Below are 19195 nucleotides of genomic sequence, written 5' to 3'. Positions count from 1 at the left end.
TTCATTCCTTGGTTGGGCTTGTTCGTTCATGCAGCAGATTATCCACTAACTCGAGCAGGGCTGCCCGTTCGGCGGCAGGCGCGAACAGCGGCGCGCGGGCCTCGCATTGCGCGCGCAGCAGCGCGTGGAACGCGGGGTCGGCTATGCTGCGGTCGATCAGGCGCGCCAGCGCGGCGGCGTCGCCGGGCGGGAAGTAGCCGGCGTAGTCGTCGCCCAGCATGCCGCGATTGCCGCTGATGTCGCTCGCCAGCACCGGCACGCCGGCGCTGACCGCCTCGATGATGACGTTGGCGCCGCCCTCCATGTGCGACGTCAGCGCCATCGCGTGGCTGCGCTTGAGGCGCTGGCGCGTGGCCCCGTGCGGCAGCGCGCCCAGCCAGCGGTAGCGCGGCTCCTTCGCGGCGGTGACCTCGGCGGCGGTGGCCAGCGCCGGCTCCAGCGCGCCGCCGATGTGGATCAGGCGCGCCGATGGCGCCGTCACCAGCGCGGCGGCGCGCATGAAGGTGTACGGGTCTTTTTCCGCGCGCAGGTGGCCGATCATGCAGATGTCCGCGTGGCGCCTGGCCGCCGGCGGCGCCGGCCGCAGCGTGGCGGCGGACTGGTAGATGACGCGCGTCTTGGCGTGCAGCGGCGCCGGCAGCACCTGCAGGCCGGCCGGCTGCAGCAGCACCAGCGCGTCCGCCTGCTCCAGCGCGCGCTTCGCGCTGGCGTCGGTGTGGATGTCGCGATACAGGTCGGTGCCGGTCAGTAGCAGGATCGATGGCCGCTCGGGCCAGGCCCGGGTCCAGGCGTCGAGCGACGCCGCCGAGCGGCGCGCGTGCAGCGCGATCAGCAGATCCGGTGGCGCGTCGGAGGGGGCGTCGGCGTCCGGCCAGTGCAGGTTGATCGTGACGCGGTAGCGCGTGCGCAGAAAACGCGCCCAGCGACTGGCGCTTTGCCAGTTGCCGTTGTTGGCGCGGGCCGACGCCGGGCTGACGATCCAGATATGCTGTCGTGTCACTGGTGTTTTGCTTAAAAGTCGTTACAATCGCCACATGAATTCCAGCCCATCTTCGTTCCGGAACGCCAGTCCGCAGCAATTGGCGCAGTCGCTGCGGCATGCGCGGGATTATACGCTGCTGCTGTTCGATTGCTTCGCCGCCGCCGGCATGGACGTGCCGGCGCGCGTGCCGCAACTGCGCATCGTCAATCCGCCGCTGTGGGAGCTGGGGCACATCGCCTGGTTCGCCGAATGGTTTATCCTGCGCGAGGCGACGTCCAGCCATCCGGCCGACGGCAACGGCAACTGCCTGCTGAGCCGGGGCGACGACTGGTTCGACTCCGCGCTGGTGCCGCACCGCAGCCGCTGGACGCTCGACCTGCCCGCCGCCGGCGCGCTCAAGACCTACTGCCACGAGGTGCTGGACCGGGTGCTCGACAAGCTGTCGCGCGAACCCAACACCGACGAGGCGCTGTATCCGTACCGCCTGGCGCTGGCGCACGAGGACATGCACGGCGAAGCGCTGTTCTACACGCTGCAGACGCTCGGCTTGCCGGCGCCGGTGGCCGCCGCGCCCCCGCAGGCGCTGTTCGCGCCGTCCGAGATCGGTTTTCCCGGCGGGACCATCGAGATGGGCAGCGCCGGCGGCGGCTTCGTGTTCGACAACGAGCGCGCCGCGCACGCGCGCCACGTGGCGCCGTTCGCCATCGACAGCGCCCTGGTGAGCAACGCCCAGTATGCCGATTTCGTCGCCGACGGCGGCTACGACAACCGCCAGTTCTGGAGCAACGCCGGCGCCGACTGGCTGATGCGCCAGGAGCGCTCGGCGCCGCGCTACTGGCAGCGCGACGGCGGCCAGTGGCGCACGGTGCGCTTCGGCGAGTTGTCGACGCTGGCCGGCGCCGAGCCGGTGCGCCACCTGACCTTGTACGAGGCGCAGGCCTACTGCGCCTGGGCCGGACGGCGCCTGCCGACCGAGGCGGAGTGGGAGTACGCCGCGCTGTCGGGCCATCCGGCGTTCCGCTGGGGGCAGTTGTGGGAGTGGACGTCGACGCCGTTCGAGCCGTATCCGGATTTCGCGCCGGACCGCTACCGCGAGTATTCGCAGCCGTGGTTCTCCACCCATCAGGCGCTGCGCGGGGCCTCGTTCGCGACGCAGCCGCGCATGGTCTCGGCCAAGTACCGCAACTTCTACATGCCCGAGCGGGACGACATGTTCGTCGGCCTGCGCACCTGCGCCTGGCCGGGCTGAAACCCGTGTGCTTTTGGCGGAACGCCAGCGTCGCCGCTTAGGGGTCGTACCCCGGTGGGGTACGACCCCGCCTGGCCGTGCGGGTTTCGCCGGCCGCCAAAAATAAGCCCGCCTTCCTGTGGTTGCTCTGCTATTCTTTTCTCTTTTTTTTGAAAAGGGCGCACCCCATGAAGTTCAAGCATCTCCTGATCACCGCCACCGTCTTGGGCGCCCTGGGCGTGGCGGCGCCGTCGTTCGCGGCCGACGCCAAGGCGGAAGCCAAGGTGGTCGTCATCCGCGCGGGAAAACTGGTCGACGTGGTGGCCGGCACGGTGCTCAAGGACCAGACCATCGTCATCACCGGCGAGCGCATCACCTCGGTCGGGCCGAGCGCTTCGGCCAAGCTTCCGGCCGGCGCGCAGGTGATCGATTTGTCGTCGCAGACCGTGTTGCCCGGCTTGATCGACATGCACACCCATTTGACCGCCGACGCCTACCTTGGCGGCTACAACGCGCTGGGCGTGTCCGACACGCGCGCGGCGCTGTACGGTGTGCGCGCGGCGCGCAAGACGCTGGAGGCGGGCTTCACCAGCGTGCGCAACGTGGGCGCGTCCGGCTTCGGCGACGTGGCGCTGCGCGATGCGATCGACGAGGGGGATTTCATCGGGCCGCGCATGCGCACCGCCGGTTACGCCATCGGCATCCAGGGCGGCCATTGCGACGAGAACCTGCTGCCGGCCGATAAGAACGTCGTCGGACGCGGCGTGGCCGACGGCCCGTGGCAGGCGCGCGCCAAGGTGCGCGAGATGGCCAAGTACGGCGCCGACGTGATCAAGATCTGTGCTTCGGGCGGGGTGCTGTCCAAGGGCGACGAGCCGGGCGCGCAGCAGTACACGCTCGAGGAGATGCAGGCCATCGTCGGCGAGGCGCACAAGTTGGGACGCAAGGTGGCCGCGCACGCGCATGGCGCCAGCAGCATCCGCGACGCGATTCTGGCCGGGGTGGATTCGGTCGAGCATGCGAGTTTGATCGATGACGAGGGTATCCGGCTGGCGCGCGAGAAGGGTACTTATCTGGTGATGGATATTTATAACGACGATTTCATTTTGCAGGAGGGCGAGAAGGCCGGCATGCTGCCCGAGTCGATCGCCAAGGAGAAGGTGATCGGCCAGCTGCAGCGCGATAACTTCCGCAAGGCCTACACCGGCGGCGCGAAGATGGCCTTCGGTACCGATGCCGGGGTTTATCCGCATGGCGACAACGCCAGGCAGTTCGCGTACATGATCAAGTACGGCATGACGTCGATGCAGGCGATTCAGGCCGCGACCATCAATGCGGCCGATTTGTTGGGGTGGAAGGACAAGGTTGGGTCGATCGGCGTCGGCAAGTACGCGGACATCATCGCCGTCAAGGGCGATCCAGCGCAGGACGCAACCGAGTTGACCAAGGTGTCGTTTGTGATGAAGGGTGGGGAGGTGATTCGGCGTTGAGCGGAGAAACCCGCACAGCCAACCGGGGTCGTACCCGTCGGGTACGACCCCATCGTCCCCATCGTCCGGGGTGCGGGTTTTGACGTTTAGATCAGCGATTCGGCCAAATCGGCCAGGTCGTTGGCGTAGTCGATCTCGATCAGCTCCTTGCGCGCGACGCCGCTGCGGTACGCGGCCGTGGCGATCTTCGGCGTGACGCCGCGCAGCAGCCGCGGGTCCAGCAATCCCGGCACCACGTAGTCCTTGCCGAAGCGCTCGTCGGCGCGCGCCATGTCGGCCAGCGCCACCACGCAGGCCCGTTTCATCTCCTGGTTGATGGTCGAGGCGCCGCAGTCGAGCGCCGCGCGGAACAGGTAGGGGAAGCACAGCGCGTTGTTGATCTGGTTCGGGTAGTCCGAGCGGCCGGTGGCGATGATGGCGTCCGGCGCCACTTCGCGCACCAGCTCCGGACGCAGTTCCGGCTCCGGATTGGCCAAGGTGAAGACGATCGGGTGCGCGTTCATGCGCGTGATGTCGGCCTGCGACAGCACCCCCGGGCCGGACACGCCCAGGAACACGTCGGCGCCTTCCATCACCTGCGACAGCGTCGTCGCGTCGGTGTTGCGCGCCCAGGCGGCCTTTTCGCCGTCCAATGCGCGCGCCGTGGTCAGCACGCCCTTGCTGTCGCAGACGAAGATGTTGTGCTTTTGCGCGCCCAAATCGACCAGCAGGTCGAGGCAGGCGATGGCCGCCGCGCCGGCGCCCGAGCAGACGATTTTGACGGTGGCGATGTCGCGCCCCGTCATCTCGATGGCGTTGAGCATGCCGGCGCCGACGACGATGGCGGTGCCGTGCTGGTCGTCGTGGAACACCGGGATCGACAGGCGCTCGCGCAGCTTGCGCTCGATGTAGAAGCATTCCGGCGCCTTGATGTCCTCCAGGTTGATGCCGCCGAAGGTCGGGTGCAGCGCGGCGATGATGTCGACCAGCTTGTCCGGGTCGGTCTCGTCGATCTCGATGTCGAAGGCGTCGATGCCGGCGAATTTTTTGAACAGCACCACCTTGCCCTCCATGACCGGCTTGCCGGCCAGCGCGCCGATGTTGCCCAGGCCGAGCACCGCGCTGCCGTTGGTGATGACGCCCACCAGGTTGCCCTTGGCCGTGTATTCGTAGGCCTTGGCCGGCTCGCGCTGGATCTCCACGCAAGGGGCGGCCACGCCGGGCGAATACGCCAGCGCCAGGTCTTCCTGGGTGCCGACGCTCTTGGTCACTTCGATGGCGATCTTGCCGGCCTTGCCGGCGCGGTGGTAGGCCAGTGCTTTTTGTTCGATGGTGCTCATATTGTCCTTGTTTTTTGTTGACGCTATGCGAAAAACGCCCGCACGGGCCAAAAGCCGGTGCAGGCGCATAGTGCTGGGATTCGTTAAATCATGGGTACAAGCCGCGCACCTCGCGCGCCTGTAACACGCGCGTGCACGCCAAAATGAAGGTGGCGGTGCGCAGCGTGACCTTCTTCTCTTGTGACACGGACCATACGGCGTTGAAAGCGTCCTGCATGATGCGCGTCAGGCGGGCATTGATCTCGTCCTCGCTCCAGAAGAAGCTGGAAAAATCTTGCACCCATTCAAAGTATGACACAGTTACGCCGCCGGCGTTGGCCAGCACGTCCGGCACGATCAGCACATCCTTGTCGGTCAGGATGTCGTCCGCTTCCGGCGTGGTCGGGCCGTTGGCGCCCTCCAGGATGATTTTGGTGCGGATGCGCGGCGCGTTGTCGGCCGTGATCTGCTGTTCCAGCGCGGCCGGAATCAGGATCTCCGATTCGATGTCCCAGAAGGCGTCGCGCTCGAGGAAGGCCTCGGCGCCGGGGAAGCCGGTGACGCTGCCGCATTCGGCCACGTGCTGGTGCAGGCGGGCGATGTCAAGGCCGCCCTGGTGCACCACGGTGCCGGTGTGGTCCTGCACGGCGACGACCTTGGCGCCGGCGTCGGCGAACATGGTGGCGGCGACGCCGCCGACGTTGCCGAAGCCCTGGATGGCGACGCGGGCGCCATGGATCTCGACGCCGCGCTTGATGGCGGCTTCGCGGCCGGTGACGAACACGCCGCGGCCGGTCGCCTCGCGCCGGCCCAGCGAGCCGCCCAGCGAGATCGGCTTGCCGGTGACGACGCCGGTCGACAGGTTGCCCTCGATCATGGCGTACGAGTCCATCATCCACGCCATCACTTGTTCGTTGGTGTTGACGTCGGGCGCCGGGATGTCCTTGTTGGGGCCGATGATCAGGCTGATTTCGCTGGTGTAGCGGCGCGTCAGGCGCTGCAGCTCGCCGCGCGACAGGGTTTTCGGGTCGACCCGGATGCCGCCCTTGGCGCCGCCGTACGGCACGTTGACCGCCGCGTTCTTGACCGTCATCCACGCCGACAGCGCCATCACTTCCGACAACGTCACGTCCTGGTGGAAGCGCACGCCGCCCTTGCCCGGGCCGCGCGACATGTTGTGCTGCACGCGGTAGCCTTCGTAGTGGGCGATCGAGCCGTCGTCGCGCTCGATCGGCACGTCGACGGTCAGGATGCGCTTGGGACGCTTGAGCGTTTCGACCCAGCGCGACAGGTTGCCCAGGTGCGGCGTGACGCGGTCGATCTGTTGCAGGTAGACGCCCCAGGGACCCAGGTCGTCCGGGTTGAGGTAGGAAGGCAGTGCGTGCTGTTGGTGTGCAGTGGTCATGCTCAGGCTCCGTTGGATTTGTTTTGGTGAGCGCCGCTTTTGGTGGCGATCAGGTGGAACGAATCATAGGACCGGGGCCCGGCGCCGGCCAATGCCGTGTGCGCATTCGACTATGCGTAAAACGCATAGTTACTAAAGAATTAACGAATTGGCCTCAGCGTTCGGAGACCGCGACGCGGCGTTTGCGGGGGCCGTCGTGCTGGCGTTGTTCGAGGAAATCCCACAGCCGTTCGACGATGGCCTTGCCGCGCCGCGACGGCGACGGGCGCTCGCGGTAGAGCCGGATCTCCATCTCGATCTGCCATTCGGCGCTGTCGTTGTCGGCCGGCGCCAGCAGCTTGTGTTTGAGCTCGCGCGTGACGGCCGATTCGGGCAGGAAGGCCACGCCGCGGCCCTCGAGCGCCATCATCTTGAGGCCCTCGGCCATGTCGGTCTCGTAGCGCGGCTCGAGGTGGGGCGGGGTCTTGGCGTCGCCCAGGATCAGCTCGACCATGCGGCCCAGGTAGGCGTTGTTGGTGTACGATAAAAACGGCAGCGGCGCCTTCTTGGTGCCCGGCAGCGTCAGTTCGGGCACGCGGTTCTTGTCGCTGCGGGCGTAGGGGCGCAGCGATTCGCGCCCCAGCACCAGCATGTCGTAGCGGCCCGGGTCGAGCTGCACCGGCTGGCGCGGATGGTGGTAGCACAGCAGCAGGTCGCAGCCGCCCTCGACCAGCTGCAGCACGGCGTCGTGGACGTTGAGCGCCATCAGGCGGCTGCTGATGGGGGCGAAGTCGCGCTCCAATCCCGTCAGCCATTTGGGCACGAAGGTCAGCGACAAGGTGTGCGGCACGGCCAGGTCGATGCTGGTCTGGGCGGCGGCGCGCTTGGAGCGCAGCATGTCGCGCGCGCCGTTGATCTGCGCCAGCATCTCGAGCGCCTGCTCGTAGAAGACGGTGCCGGCCGGCGTCAGGCGGGTCGGGTAGGAGGTGCGGTCGACCAGGTCGGTGCCGAGCCAGTTCTCCAGCGACTGGATGCGGCGCGAGAAGGCCGGCTGCGTGACGTGGCGCAGCGCGGCCGAGCGGCTGAAGTTATTGGTCTCGACCAGGGAGATGAAGTCTTCCAGCCATTTGGTTTCCATACGGGGTATCCCTTATTGCGCGTTGGCGATGCGGCGCATCGGCGTGAAGGCGTACGCCAGCGCCGCGCACAGCACCAGTATCATGCCACCGCCGACGAACAATTGCGACAGCGGGATTACGGTCAGCAGCCAGCCGGTGGCGCCGGCCGACAGCGGCGCCAGTCCCATGAAGATGAACATGAAGATGCTCATGGCGCGGCCCATCATGTGCGGCGGCACGCGCTGCTGGATCCAGGTGAAGACGTTGATCTGCATGAAGCCGGCCAGCACGCCGATCGCCAGCATCAGCAGCGCCGCCTGCCACGCGGCGCCGACGGCGCCCAGCGGCATGACCAGCAGGCCGACGGCGCCGTCGATCAGCACGATCAGCGTGCCGAAGCCGACGCCGATGCGGCGCGGGCGCGCGCCGCCGACGGCCGCCGCGCCCATGCCGAGCAAGGTGCCGGCGCCGTGCGCGCCCATCAGCAATCCCAGCGTGGAGGCGCCGTGCAGCGCGGCGGCCAGCACCGGCAGCGCCACCTGCATGGTGCCGCCGATGAGCAGCGAGACGGCGCCCCAGTAGATGAAGCAGGTGCGCAGCGCGACGTCGCGCCACACCATCGCCAGGCCCTCGCCGACGGCGCGCAGCACCGGCGCCGCTTGCTGTCCGGACGCCGCCGCCGGCGTTGGCGGCAGGCGCACCTTGGACAGCGTCCATGCCGACAGCAGGAAGCTGAGGCAGTCGAGGCCGAACGCCAGCGCCAGGCCGCGGGCGTCGGCCACGATCGGGCCGGCAGTGGCCGCGCCCATGCCCGGCGCGCCGCCCACCATGGCGGCCGCGCCGGCCGCGCCGCCGTGGCCGCCGTGGCCGCCGATGGCCAGCAGGCCCGCCGCCAGCAGGGGGCCGATCAGCATCGACAGCTGGCGCAATCCCATCAGCATGCCGTTGGCCGCCTGCAGCAGTTCCGGCGCGATCGCGCGCGGCATGATCGAGGTGCCCGACGGCACGCCGAACGCCTGCGCCAGGCCGATGCAGAAGGCCAGCGCGTAGATGGCCGTCAAGGTCAGGTGCGGCGTCATGACGACCGTCAGCGACAGCGCGCCGCCTAGCGCCAGCGTGTGTTGCGGCTGGTGGTCGAGCACCAGCAGCGTCAGCATGGCCAGCAGCGCGGCGTTGGCGTACTTGCTGAGCATGAGCACGCGCTGCGGCGAGTGGCGGTCGACCAGCGCGCCGCCGACCAGCATGAACACGGCGCGCGGGATGCTCATCAGCGCGATCACCAGGCCCAGCGCGACGGTGTCGCCGGTCAGCCGGAACACCAGCCAGGGCAGGGCGATCAAGGTCAGCTGGTCGCCCAGCATCGAGATGACGCCGCCGCGCAACAGCCATTTGAAGTTGTGGTCGCGCAGCAGCGCGGCGCGCGGCGGGGTGGGGGCGGACATGGCGTTTCCCGGGTCAGGAGTTGGAGGCGTTCATGCCGGCGATCAGGCCGAGCGCGTCGCTGAGGGCGGCGAACTGGTCGCGCGGGCAGTTGCGCAGCAAGTCCTTGCTGATCTGCTCGGCGACGACGACGGCGTTGCCCAGCAGTTCGCGGCCGGTGGCGGTGATGGCGGCGTAGGCGACGCGGGCGTCGCGCGGGTCTTGCTGGCGCTCGACCAGACCGATCTTCTCCAGCGGCAGCAGGGTGCGGGTGACGCCGGACGCGGTCAGCCCCTGGCGCTCGGCCAGGTCGACGCGGCGCAGCCGGCCGCCGGGCGCGCGGTTCAGGTAGTGCAGCAGCATGAAGTCGCCGAAGCTGATGCCGTGGTAGCCGCCCAGCACCTGGTCGAGCCGGCGCACCAAGGTGGCCTGCGCGCGCGCGAGGCGCAGCGCGAATTCCAGGCTGGGGCTGACGGCGGCCGGTGCCCCTTGGTCGAAGTCGTTGTTGTCCATTGCAAAATCCTTTTGTGGTTGAGTCATGTTTGATCTATCGTTGATAAATACTTGATTAAGCAAGTATAGGGATATTTTTATGCAATCGCAAGATTTTTCTTGGCTTTGGTTATGGTATCGTTTTCAACGCATCCGGCGACGGGGCCCGCGACGGCCCGCGCCCGCACAAAAAAAGCACAAAAATCATCTAAAACAGCAGGGGACATTCAATGCATATGGGGACCACCGAGATCTTTTTGATCGCGATGTTGATCATCTTTAGCGTGCCGTATCTGATCTGGCGCTTGGGCAACACCGATTACTGGGCGCCGCTGGTGGTGGTGCAGATCATCACCGGCGTGCTGCTCGGGCCCGGCGTGCTGGGGCGCGCCTATCCGGAGTACTACAGCTTCGTGTTCAATCCGCAGGTGGTGCAGGCGCTCAACGGCATCGCCTGGTGGGCGGTGATGATCTTCGTGATGATCGCCGGCATCGAGCTGGACCTGAAAAAGGCGTGGGAACACCGGCGCGAGAGCGGCATCACGGCCGGGCTGGCGCTGGGCACGCCGCTGCTGTTCGGCTGCGTGGCGGCGCTCGGCATGCTCGGCTACGCCGGCTGGACCGGCCCGAAGGCGCAGCCGTGGCAGTTCGTGCTGGGCGTGGGCATGGCGTGCGCGGTGACGGCGCTGCCGATCCTGATCTTGCTGATGGAAAAGCTGGAGATTTTGCGCCAGCCGATCGGCCAGCGCATCCTGCGCTACGCCAGCCTGGACGACATCGCCATCTGGGGCGTGCTGGCCGTCATCATGCTCGACTGGGAGCGCGTGACGCGCCAGCTGGGCTTCCTGCTGGTGTTCGCCGTCGCCACCAAGCTGTTCCGCATGATGATGGCGCGCATCCCCGAGATGGACCGCTGGTACGTGTCGCTGATCTGGCTGGCGGTGGTGGCGTTCGCGGCCGACTGGGCCGGGCTGCACTTCATGGTCGGCGCCTTCCTGGCCGGGGCCGTCATGGAGGCCGACTGGTTCGACCAGAAGCGCATGGATTTCATGCGCCAGAACATGCTGCTGGCGATCATGCCGGTGTATTTCCTCAGCGCCGGGCTGCGCACCAACTGGGGCGTGGGCGGCTCGGCCGTGTTCGTCGCGGCCGGGGTGCTGCTGGCGGTGTCCTTGTCGGGCAAGCTGATCGGCACGCACCTTGCCGGCCGGATCTTGAAGTGGGGGCCGGGCGAGGCGTCGATCATCGGCTGGCTGTTGCAGACCAAGGCGCTGATCATGATCATCTTCTCCAATATCCTGCTGGACAAGGGCGTCATCACCAACGAGACGTTCACGGCGCTGCTGTTGATGGCGATCGGCAGCACGATGCTGACGGTGCCGGTGGTGTATCCGAAATTGCGGCGCGTGGCGCAGCTGATCTTCAAAACCAGCTGATATAATGGCGGCATGAACGATACTACTCAACTCCCTCCGCTGCCCGATCGCCTGTCGATCGATCCGCGCAGCCCGCACCATGTCGCCGCCGTGTTCGAACACGACGTCGGCATCCGTTTCAACGACAAAGAGCGTCTCGACGTCGACGAGTACTGCATCAGCGAAGGCTGGATCAAGGTCCCGGCCGGCAAAAGCCTGGACCGCAAGGGCAATCCGATGCTGATCAAGCTCAAAGGCAAGGTCGAAGCGTTTTACCGTTGATCGCTTGATCGCTTGATCGTGTGAGCGACCGCCGCGGCGGTCGACGCGCAAAAAAAAGGCCGCCCGGTTGACTCCGGCGGCCTTTTTTATTTGGGCGACTGCTCGCCGCGCAGCTTGTCGAGCATCTGCAGGGTCGACGGCACCAGGTTCATGATGCCGTGGTAGGCGCAGTACTCGCAAAACGCTTCTTCCGGGCTCATCGCGTTGATGCTGCTGTCGGAGTGTCCGCGTCGGCGCAGCGCCCGCAGGCAGGCCGCATCCATATTTCTGGCGTTCATGCAATTACTCCCTTTCGAGTTTAGGTATTGAGAATCACTCCGCCCATTATAGTTTGAAAATAGTGCTATGTGGCAACTATGTTGGATTTTATTAAAAGAGCGGGGTTTTTCGCCAATATTAAGGACTCGATAACGCCGGGACGGTCTCACAGGGCCGGTTGCGCGGCGGCGGCGGCGGCCATGCCGCGCTGCAGCCGCCACACCAGCCCCAGCGCCAGCAGCGAGGTAAGCACGACCACGTAGCCGATCACGTTGAAATGCTGCAGCTTGCCGTCGGGCGCCTGGGTGACGATGTGGCCGGCCACGACCGAGGCGACGCCGCCCGACAATTGCTGGATCGACGCGCTGATGGCGTTGAAGGCGCCGCGCTGGGTGGCCGGCGGCACCGACGCGGCCATCGCCTGGAACGGGATGATGCGCGAGAAGATGCCGACGAACATGATGGCGTTGATCGCCACCAGGGCCGCCAACGGGATCTGCCCCAGGTGGGTGTAGACCACCACCACCACCATCGACAGCAGGCTGCCGAACAGGAACACCGGCCATTTGCCGCGGGCGTCGGCGGTCTTGCCGATCAGCGGGCCGGCGAAGATGGTGCACACGCCGGTGACCAGGTAGACGGTGGGCAGGTGGTGCAGGTCGATGCCGAGGTTGTTGACGATGTAGGCGCTGCTAAACGGCATCAGCATGAAGCCGCCCGTGGTCAGCAGCGCGGTGATCGAGAACGCCAGCAGGTGGCGCCGCACGGTCACCGTGTGGTACAGGTGCATCCACGGGCTGTGGGCCTGCGGCTGGCCGAGGTGGGCGTTGACCGGTTGCATTTTCCACGCCACCAGCAGGCCGCCGACCAGGCCGAAGACGGCCATCGCCAGGAAGGGCACATGCCAGTCCCACTGGTTCGACAGGTAGATGCCGATCGGCAGGCCGAGCACCTGGCTGGCGGCGAAGGCGCTCTGGATCAGGCCCATGACGCGTCCGCGCATCTGCGGCGCGAACAGGTCGGTGGCGATGGCCAGCACGATCGAGCCGATGACGCCGCCGAACAGGCCGGTGACCACGCGCGCGGCCAGCAGGCTCTCGAAGCTTTGCGCCAGGCCGCACCAGACGGTGCCGAGGATGAAGCCGGTGTAGAAGAACAGCAGCAGTTTCTTGCGGTCGTAGCGGTCGGCGAAACCGGCCGTCAGCAGGCCGGAGGCGCCGGCGCTGAAGGCGTAGGCCGACACCACCAGGCCGAACTCCATCGGCCCGATCTTCAGGGCCGGCATGATGACCGCGCCCAGCGGCGACATCAGCATGAAGTCGAGGATCACCGCGAACTGCAGGAAGGCCAGCATGGCGACGACGATTTTTTGGTACGGCGAGAACTGCGCCGCCGGGGCGGCCTTATTTTTAGTCATGGGTGCGGTCCTTGGCCGGGCCGCAGTAGCGGCCCATGCGGGTTTTAAAGAATTGCTCGCGCTCTTCCTGCGTCATCGCCTGCCAGCGCTGCCAGCGCGCCGCGCCGCCGTCCCGGTGCCGCCCGCCGAGGCCGCCGAACAGGATGCGGCACAGCACCAGCAGGCCCAGCGCCCGCCAATAATCCAGTTGCGCGCTGCCGGCGAACAGGTCGGGCATGATCCAGTTCCACAGCAGCATGACGATCCACGCCAGCAGCGCCATGGCCACCAGCAGCTTGGGGACGAGCAGCAGTTTGTATTTCATTTTAACTCTCCTTTCATTCGTTATACAGGTCTTGCAGGCGCGCGCGCAGGTGCAGCACGGCGTAGCGTTTGCGGCCCAGCAGGGTGTTGACGGAGACGCCGCTTTGCAGCGCCATGTCCTTGAAGCTCATGCCGTCGAGCTCGTGCGCGATGAACACGTCGCGCTGGTTGGGTGGCAGTTCCGCCAGCGCCTCTTGCAGCCGCGCGAGCTGCATGGCGCGGTGGTAGGCCTGCTCGGGGCCGTCGTCGGCGGAGGGCAGCAGCAGGTCGAGGCGGCAATCGTCGTCGTCGCCGCCGGCCACGTCGTCGAGCCGCACTTCTTTTTTCTTGCGGAAGCGGTCGATGATGCGGTTGCGCGCCACGCGGAACAGCCAGGCGCTGGCCTGCTCGATCGGCTCGGGCAGCAGGCTGGCCTCGACGAATTCGTGGAAGACGTCCTGCAGGATGTCCTCGGCGTCGGTCTGGTCGGCCACGCGGCGGCGGATGAAGTTGCCCAGCCGCGAACGCTCGCGCAGCACGGTCGCGGTGATGGACTGGTGGTGGTCGGTGGTGGGCGTGGTCGGCGGCGGCATGTGGATGAAGACGGGCGGCCGGCGCGGATATTGTGTGAACGACACAAATTATTGCCGGGGCGGCGGGTCTGGGCCCATTATGCCCGGTTCTGGCCGCCCGGTCGCCGCGTCTTCAGTCAATGTCGTCCATTAAGTCGCACTCGCGCCGGTTCTTGGGCAGGCGCCGCTCCAGCGTGTTGCGGGATTGGAACTCGACGTGTTCGATCAGCACCAGCGCGGCGTTCAGGGCGTTGCTCATGGTCTCGGCGGCGGTGCTCATCGCTTCGAGCGGCGTCGGCGCCGGCTTGTCGGCGCGTTTTTGCAGGCGCGAGCGCAGCAGGCCGGCGTTGTTCCAGGTTTTCTCTCCGGGGAAGCGCAGCCACATCACGCGCCAGGCGTTGCGCCCGTCGCCCGCCACTTCCTGCGCCATCTGGTGCGGCGAGACGGCCTCGTCTTGGTAAATGAGCTCGTCGCCGACCACGCGGGCGACGTGCCAGCGGTCGGCGTGGACCATGCGCGCCAGCGTGCCCTCCGGCAGGAAGAGCAATTTCCATTGATAGCCCCGGGCGGGCTGGGCCGCGCTTTGCTCGCGCTCGATCCACAGCTTGACGGCGGCGACCAGCGCCTCGGCCACCGACAGCGGGCTGCCGCTTTCACGCAGGAAGGTTTTTAGCTGGAGGAGGGTGGCCGGTGGTAGATTTCGAGTGCTTGCGGGAGCCATGCTTTTTCTCCATGAGGATTGCGGCGTTTTTGGTCTCTTTCAGTCTCTTGGACTTTGAGAAGGCGGAGGAGTTCAAAAACGACGAAAAGAGACTGAAAGAGACTGGCGGAAGCGACTCGTTTGCGTACGGTTTCCATTGCGCAATTCAGACGGAAGCTCGTGGATTTAACGTATCTTTTTATTTGGGCTGTTTCGCGCTGAGGGATCGGTCGCTAAGGGGCTCTTTTGGTCTCTTGTGCTGGCTGGCAAGCTACAAGCCCTGAAAAGACAAAAAGAGACCGAAAGAGACGGGCAAAAGAGACTCGTTCCCCGAAGGACCCGCACGCGCATGCCCACCCACCGCCGCTCCGATGGAGTGTCGCGCGGCCCCGCGGCCCCGCGGCCCCGCAGCCCCGCGGCCCCGCAGCCCCGCGGCCCCGCAGCCCTGCGGCCCTGCGGTCCCGCAGCCCGCTACTCGGCCGAGGTCACCTTGTTGGGCTCGATGTAGACCTTGCCGCCCTGGTAGTCGAACAGGATGCTCAGCTGGCGCAGGATGCCGTTGCTGATGTTGCCGGCCAAGGTGGGGCTGTTCAGCGCGCCGCCGCCCTGGGTCGACAGTTCCAGCGCCGGATCGGCGATGTGGACGCCGCCCATCTCGAACAACTTGCCGCGCGTTTTAAGCACCTCGGTGGTGCCGCCGATCACGTGCGCGGTCTGCACCTGCTCGCCGGCGCGGTATTTCTCCACCAGGCCGTGGCGGTCGACAAACGGCTTGCTCATCGTTAGAGAGAAGTCGCTACCGGTGTCGATGGTGAACTTGCCGCGCAGGCCGTCGAGCACGGCGTCGATCTGCGGCGTCTTGTCGTGGAAGGACAGCGGCGTGGCGGCGGCCGCGCCGCGGTACACGAAGCGCTCCGGGTCGTGGAAGGTCAGCTGGCGGGCGGCGTAGTCGATCAAGGTCGGCGTCAGCGACAGCCACTCGTAGCCGATGGTGCCGTCGATCGGCAGATGGTCGAGCGTGGGGCTGGTGAAGAAGGCCTGGCGCTCCAGCGTCAGGCCGGCCATGCCGACCTGTTGCACCGTGGTCAGCACGCCGCGCTCGGTCTGCTGGCCGAGGCCCGACAGCACGGCCACGCCCTGCGCCGGCAGCCGCAGGCGGCGGTACAGCTTGTCGCTGATGACGTTGCGGGCGCCGGTGTCGAGGATGAATTTGAACGGGCCCTGGCCGTTCAAGGTCAGCATCACGCAGATGTGCGCCTCGCACGGCTCGAACGGCACCGTCACCGCCGCCCGCCCGGCCGAAAAGCCCTGCATGACGGCCGGTTGCGGCAGCGAGAAGTCCATGCGCGCGGCGGGGCGGTTGAGCACGATGGTGGACACGCGCAGCGTTTCCTCGTCGGCGCCGTCCTTGGCGTCGCGCAGGCTTTCCTCGAACGGCAGCGTGACGGCGCCGACGCGGCGGAAATCGCGGTAGTCGATGGTGAAGGTTTTGCCGTCGACCACCTCCTGGCGGCGCTCGACGCGGCGCGTTTCCTCGTTGATCCAGTAGTCGAAGACGATGCCGGAGTCGAGCTCGACGCGCACGACCGCGTAGTCGACGCCGGCGTGATGGCGCGGCGCCTGCAGCGCGAGCCGGCGCGCCCGGCCGCCGCGCGCGAACCACCACGCGTACGACTGGCGTCCCAGATGCTGCTCCGGATCGCGGGCCGCGCCCTCCTGTTTTTCCAGCTTGCCCATGCGCTGGCGCCAGAAGCTCTGGCCGTCCGAGCGCGACATCAGGCGCGCCACGGCCGACCCGGGGATGCGCTGGGCGTAGCGGCCGCTGGCGAAGTCGATGTCGCTGCTGCCCGATTCGTCGTGGTCGAGGTAGGTGCGGACGAATTCGGTGTGCTGGGTTCGCACCTGGCGCCAGGCGTCGCCGCCGACGGCCTCGCGGGCCTGGGCGAGCAAGGTGGCCGCGCGGTCGGCGGCGGCGCCGTCCAGGGCGGCGAGGGCAAGGCAGGCGCAGGCGGCGAAGCGGATGAGGCGGCTAGGGTGGCTAAGGTGGCTAACGTGGATAAGCAGGCGAACTAGCAAAAATGAATCCTTCGGTGGGCGCCGCCGGCGGCGTATGCGCCGGCGCAGCGGCCATGTTAGCTGAAAACCCGGCCGCCGGGGCGGGGCGGCGGGGCCCAACGCAAAAGCGGCCACCAGATCGCTCTGGTGGCCGCTTTGATGGTCGCTTACGCGGGACTAACGGTGACGATTAACGGTCGCCGTAGCTGCGGCGGGCGCCGTCGGTGCTGCGCGGGTTGCTGCCCTTGTAGCCGCCGCCGGTGCTGCCTTCCTTGCGCGGTGCGCTCGGCTTGCTGAAGGTGCGCTGGCCCGGCTTGGCGCCGGTGCGGTTGTCGCCCGGCTTCCAGCCGCCCGGACGCGAGGTCGAACGTGCCGCCGAGGCGGTTTTCTTCGGCTCGTAGCCCTCGATGACGTTGACCGGGATCAGCTGCTTGGTGAAACGCTCGATGCGCTTGACGTTCATGCCTTCGGCGTGGTTCACCAGCGAGATCGCCAGGCCGTTGCGGCCGGCGCGGCCGGTGCGGCCGATGCGGTGCACGTAGTCTTCCGGGAACTTCGGCAGGTCGTAGTTGAACACGTGCGTGATGGTCGGCACGTCGATGCCGCGGGCGGCGACGTCAGTGGCGATCAGGATCTTGACCTGGCCGCGGCGCAGGCTGTCCAGGGTGCGGTTGCGCGCGCCCTGGTGCATGTCGCCGTGCAGCGCGGCGGCCGAGAAGCCGGCGATGTTCAAGCGGTCGGCGATGGTGTCGGCGTCGCGCTTGGTGGCGGTGAAGACGACGGCCTGGTCGAGCGAGTCGTCGCGCAGCAGGTGGTCGAGCAGGCGGTTCTTGTGCGACAGGTCGTCGACGAAGTGCACGCGCTGGGTGATGTTCTCATGCTTGTTGGCGGCGCTGAGGATCTGGATGATTTGCGGATCCTTGGTGATGCGGCGCGCCATGTTGCCGACCACGCCGTCGAGCGTGGCCGAGAACAGCATGGTTTGACGGGTCGACGGGGTGGCGTCGACGATTTTTTCGATGTCGTCGATGAAACCCATGTCGAGCATGCGGTCGGCTTCGTCGAGCACCAGGATTTCCAGTTGCGAGAAGTCGATCTTGCCCGATTCCATGTGGTCGATCAGACGGCCCGGGGTGGCCACCAGGATTTCCGGATTCTTGGCCAGCAGTTGCATCTGCTTAGGATACGGCATGCCGCCCAGGATCGACACGGCCTTCAGGCGGCGCAGGTTGACGCTGTACTTGTCGGTGTTGGAGGTCACTTGCAGGGCCAGTTCGCGGGTCGGGGTCAACACCAGCATTTTCGGCTGGGCGGCCTTGAAACGGGGACGCTCGCCGCGGGCGCGGGCCGCTTGCATTTCTTGGTTCGGGGTCTTGCCGGCGGCGGCCGGGTCGAGCTCGGACAAACGGTGCAGCGACGGCAGCATAAATGCGGCGGTCTTGCCGGAACCGGTTTGCGAGGATACCAACAAGTCCTTGCCTGCGATCGCGGCAGGGATGGCCTGCTGCTGCACCGGGGTCGGCGCGGTGTAGCCGGCGTCGGTCAGGGCTTTGATGATGGACGTGTTGAGACCTAGTGCTTCAAATGTCATGCTGTTCTTTCGTAAAAAACCTGCGTCCGTGCAAACGCCGAACGCGAAATAGCAACGCCTACCAAAACGAAATGACTCAATCAAAATCGAAAGAAATTTCGGCACAAAAGCTTTGCGCCGGGACGGTGTCAGGTGCGACACCAAAGGCGGGAGGGCTTCATAAGCGACATCAGGGTGATGCGCTAAGGCTTGCGTAGCTGCTAGTAGTACAGGCTGGTCAATCGGCGCCGCGGGGTGTCGCGGCGCGCTCACTGCAGCGCACAGGCGGTACTATACAGTAGTCAGGGCTGTCTGTACAGGTGTATCGGCCGCCAAGTGTGCACCGCAGCAAAATCATGTTACAGGTAGTCTTCCGCGTTCAGGCCCATCACGTGCGAGAAGCCGCCGTCGACGTAGGTGATCTCGCCGGTGATGCCCGAGGCCAGGTCCGACAGCATGAAAGCGGCCGTGTTGCCGACTTCCTCGATGGTGACGTTGCGGCGCAGCGGCGCGTGCGACGAGGCGAAGCCGAGCAGCTTGCCGAAGTCCTTGATGCCGGACGCGGCCAAGGTCTTGATCGGGCCGGCCGAGATGCCGTTGGCGCGGATGCCCAGCTTGCCCAGGTTCTCGGCCAGGTAGCGCACCGACGCCTCCAGCGACGCCTTGGCCAGGCCCATCGTGTTGTAGTAGGGAATGGCGCGCACGGCGCCCAGGTACGACAGGGTCAGCAGCGACGAGCCGTCCTTGAGCAGCGGCAGCGCCGCCTTGGCCATGGCCGGGAAGCTGTAGGCCGAGATGTCGTGGGCGATGCGGAAGTTCTCGCGCGTGAGGCCGTCGAGGAAGTCGCCGGCGATGGCCTCGCGCGGGGCGAAGCCGATCGCGTGCACCAGGCCGTCGAGCTGGGGCCAGCTCTGGCCCAGGTCGGCGAACAGGGCGGCGATCTGCTCGTCGCTCGAGACGTCGCAGTCGAACACCAGGGTGCTGTTGAATTCGGCGGCGAACTCGGTGATGCGGTCCTTGAAGCGCTCGCCCACGTAGGTGAACGCCAGCTCGGCGCCCTCGCGGTGGCAAGCCTTGGCGATGCCGTAGGCGATGGAACGGTTCGACAGCAAACCGGTGATGAGGATTTTTTTGCCTTGCAAGAACGCCATGATGACTCCGATTGCAACTGCGTGCCCGCGCCGGCTCGGGGAGCGCGGCGGGCGACGTCAGTGGGGGTTGTTTTTAGTGTGT

At 66.7% G+C, this 19195-nt stretch carries 18 protein-coding genes; 4 read left to right on the top strand and 14 right to left on the bottom strand.

The window, feature by feature from the left end:
* Position 1: 1 nt before the first annotated feature.
* Entirely contained in the window at positions 2-1000 is a 999-nt protein-coding gene (gene senB / locus JOD97_RS15050; RefSeq protein WP_209719149.1) for a selenoneine biosynthesis selenosugar synthase SenB, read from the bottom strand.
* Positions 1001-1034: 34 nt separating this feature from the next.
* Between senB and senA the strand changes: the two genes are divergently transcribed.
* Entirely contained in the window at positions 1035-2231 is a 1197-nt protein-coding gene (gene senA / locus JOD97_RS15045; protein ID WP_209719146.1) for a selenoneine synthase SenA, read from the top strand.
* A gap of 167 nt (positions 2232-2398) precedes the next feature.
* Entirely contained in the window at positions 2399-3700 is a 1302-nt protein-coding gene (locus tag JOD97_RS15040; protein WP_209719141.1) for an amidohydrolase family protein, read from the top strand.
* A gap of 86 nt (positions 3701-3786) precedes the next feature.
* On the opposite strand, the gene JOD97_RS15035 is transcribed toward JOD97_RS15040, so the two are convergent.
* The 5 genes from JOD97_RS15035 to JOD97_RS15015 all read right to left on the bottom strand — a co-directional run bounded on the left by JOD97_RS15035 (position 3787) and on the right by JOD97_RS15015 (position 9432).
* The gene (locus JOD97_RS15035; RefSeq protein ID WP_209719138.1) at positions 3787-5019 is read right to left on the bottom strand and encodes a malic enzyme-like NAD(P)-binding protein; all 1233 of its coding nucleotides are present in this window, start codon (positions 5017-5019) and stop codon (positions 3787-3789) included.
* A gap of 88 nt (positions 5020-5107) precedes the next feature.
* Positions 5108-6403: a Glu/Leu/Phe/Val dehydrogenase gene (locus tag JOD97_RS15030; RefSeq protein ID WP_209719135.1), complete on the bottom strand. Its 1296-nt coding sequence runs from the start codon at positions 6401-6403 to the stop codon at positions 5108-5110.
* Between the two features lie 154 nt (positions 6404-6557).
* Positions 6558-7520: a LysR substrate-binding domain-containing protein gene (locus JOD97_RS15025; RefSeq protein WP_209719132.1), complete on the bottom strand. Its 963-nt coding sequence runs from the start codon at positions 7518-7520 to the stop codon at positions 6558-6560.
* A gap of 12 nt (positions 7521-7532) precedes the next feature.
* The gene (locus JOD97_RS15020) at positions 7533-8942 is read right to left on the bottom strand and encodes an MFS transporter (protein WP_209719129.1); all 1410 of its coding nucleotides are present in this window, start codon (positions 8940-8942) and stop codon (positions 7533-7535) included.
* 13 nt (positions 8943-8955) lie between these two features.
* On the bottom strand, positions 8956-9432 hold the full coding sequence (locus JOD97_RS15015; protein ID WP_209719126.1) for a MarR family winged helix-turn-helix transcriptional regulator: 477 nt from the start codon (positions 9430-9432) through the stop codon (positions 8956-8958).
* 209 nt (positions 9433-9641) lie between these two features.
* On the opposite strand from JOD97_RS15015, the gene JOD97_RS15010 reads away from it, so the two are divergent.
* Together JOD97_RS15010 and JOD97_RS15005 are read left to right on the top strand one after the other, a co-directional pair.
* Positions 9642-10847 carry a cation:proton antiporter gene (locus JOD97_RS15010; protein ID WP_209719123.1) on the top strand — a complete coding sequence of 402 codons (1206 nt, stop codon included), beginning with the start codon at positions 9642-9644 and terminating at the stop codon, positions 10845-10847.
* A 12-nt stretch (positions 10848-10859) separates the two neighbouring features.
* Positions 10860-11108 (top strand): DUF3297 family protein, encoded by a 249-nt coding sequence (locus JOD97_RS15005; RefSeq protein ID WP_090320741.1) that lies wholly within the window; start codon positions 10860-10862, stop codon positions 11106-11108.
* Positions 11109-11194: 86 nt separating this feature from the next.
* Here JOD97_RS15005 and JOD97_RS15000 read toward each other — a convergent pair whose 3' ends face one another.
* The 8 genes from JOD97_RS15000 to fabI all read right to left on the bottom strand — a co-directional run bounded on the left by JOD97_RS15000 (position 11195) and on the right by fabI (position 19113).
* Positions 11195-11386, bottom strand: a complete 192-nt coding sequence (locus JOD97_RS15000) for a hypothetical protein (RefSeq protein WP_209720543.1) — start codon at positions 11384-11386, stop codon at positions 11195-11197.
* A 146-nt stretch (positions 11387-11532) separates the two neighbouring features.
* Positions 11533-12783 carry an MFS transporter gene (locus tag JOD97_RS14995; RefSeq protein WP_209719120.1) on the bottom strand — a complete coding sequence of 417 codons (1251 nt, stop codon included), beginning with the start codon at positions 12781-12783 and terminating at the stop codon, positions 11533-11535.
* Entirely contained in the window at positions 12776-13087 is a 312-nt protein-coding gene (locus tag JOD97_RS14990; protein ID WP_209719117.1) for a hypothetical protein, read from the bottom strand. Before JOD97_RS14990 ends, JOD97_RS14995 begins: the two co-directional genes overlap by 8 nt.
* Before the next feature lie 13 nt (positions 13088-13100).
* Positions 13101-13658 (bottom strand): RNA polymerase sigma factor, encoded by a 558-nt coding sequence (locus tag JOD97_RS14985; protein WP_209720438.1) that lies wholly within the window; start codon positions 13656-13658, stop codon positions 13101-13103.
* 112 nt (positions 13659-13770) lie between these two features.
* Complete coding sequence (locus JOD97_RS14980) at positions 13771-14358, bottom strand: hypothetical protein (RefSeq protein WP_209719114.1); 588 nt, start codon at positions 14356-14358, stop codon at positions 13771-13773.
* Between the two features lie 450 nt (positions 14359-14808).
* Positions 14809-16413 (bottom strand): aspartyl protease family protein, encoded by a 1605-nt coding sequence (locus tag JOD97_RS14975; RefSeq protein WP_229264459.1) that lies wholly within the window; start codon positions 16411-16413, stop codon positions 14809-14811.
* 169 nt (positions 16414-16582) lie between these two features.
* On the bottom strand, positions 16583-17983 hold the full coding sequence (locus JOD97_RS14970; protein ID WP_209719111.1) for a DEAD/DEAH box helicase: 1401 nt from the start codon (positions 17981-17983) through the stop codon (positions 16583-16585).
* A 338-nt stretch (positions 17984-18321) separates the two neighbouring features.
* Positions 18322-19113 carry an enoyl-ACP reductase FabI gene (gene fabI / locus JOD97_RS14965; RefSeq protein ID WP_209719108.1) on the bottom strand — a complete coding sequence of 264 codons (792 nt, stop codon included), beginning with the start codon at positions 19111-19113 and terminating at the stop codon, positions 18322-18324.
* Between the last annotated feature and the right edge of the window lie 82 nt (positions 19114-19195).

Origin of the sequence: Duganella sp. 1411 (assembly GCF_017833525.1) — a bacterium.
Taxonomy (GTDB): Bacteria; Pseudomonadota; Gammaproteobacteria; order Burkholderiales; family Burkholderiaceae_D; genus Rugamonas.
This window is presented reverse-complemented; position numbering and strand designations above follow the sequence as displayed.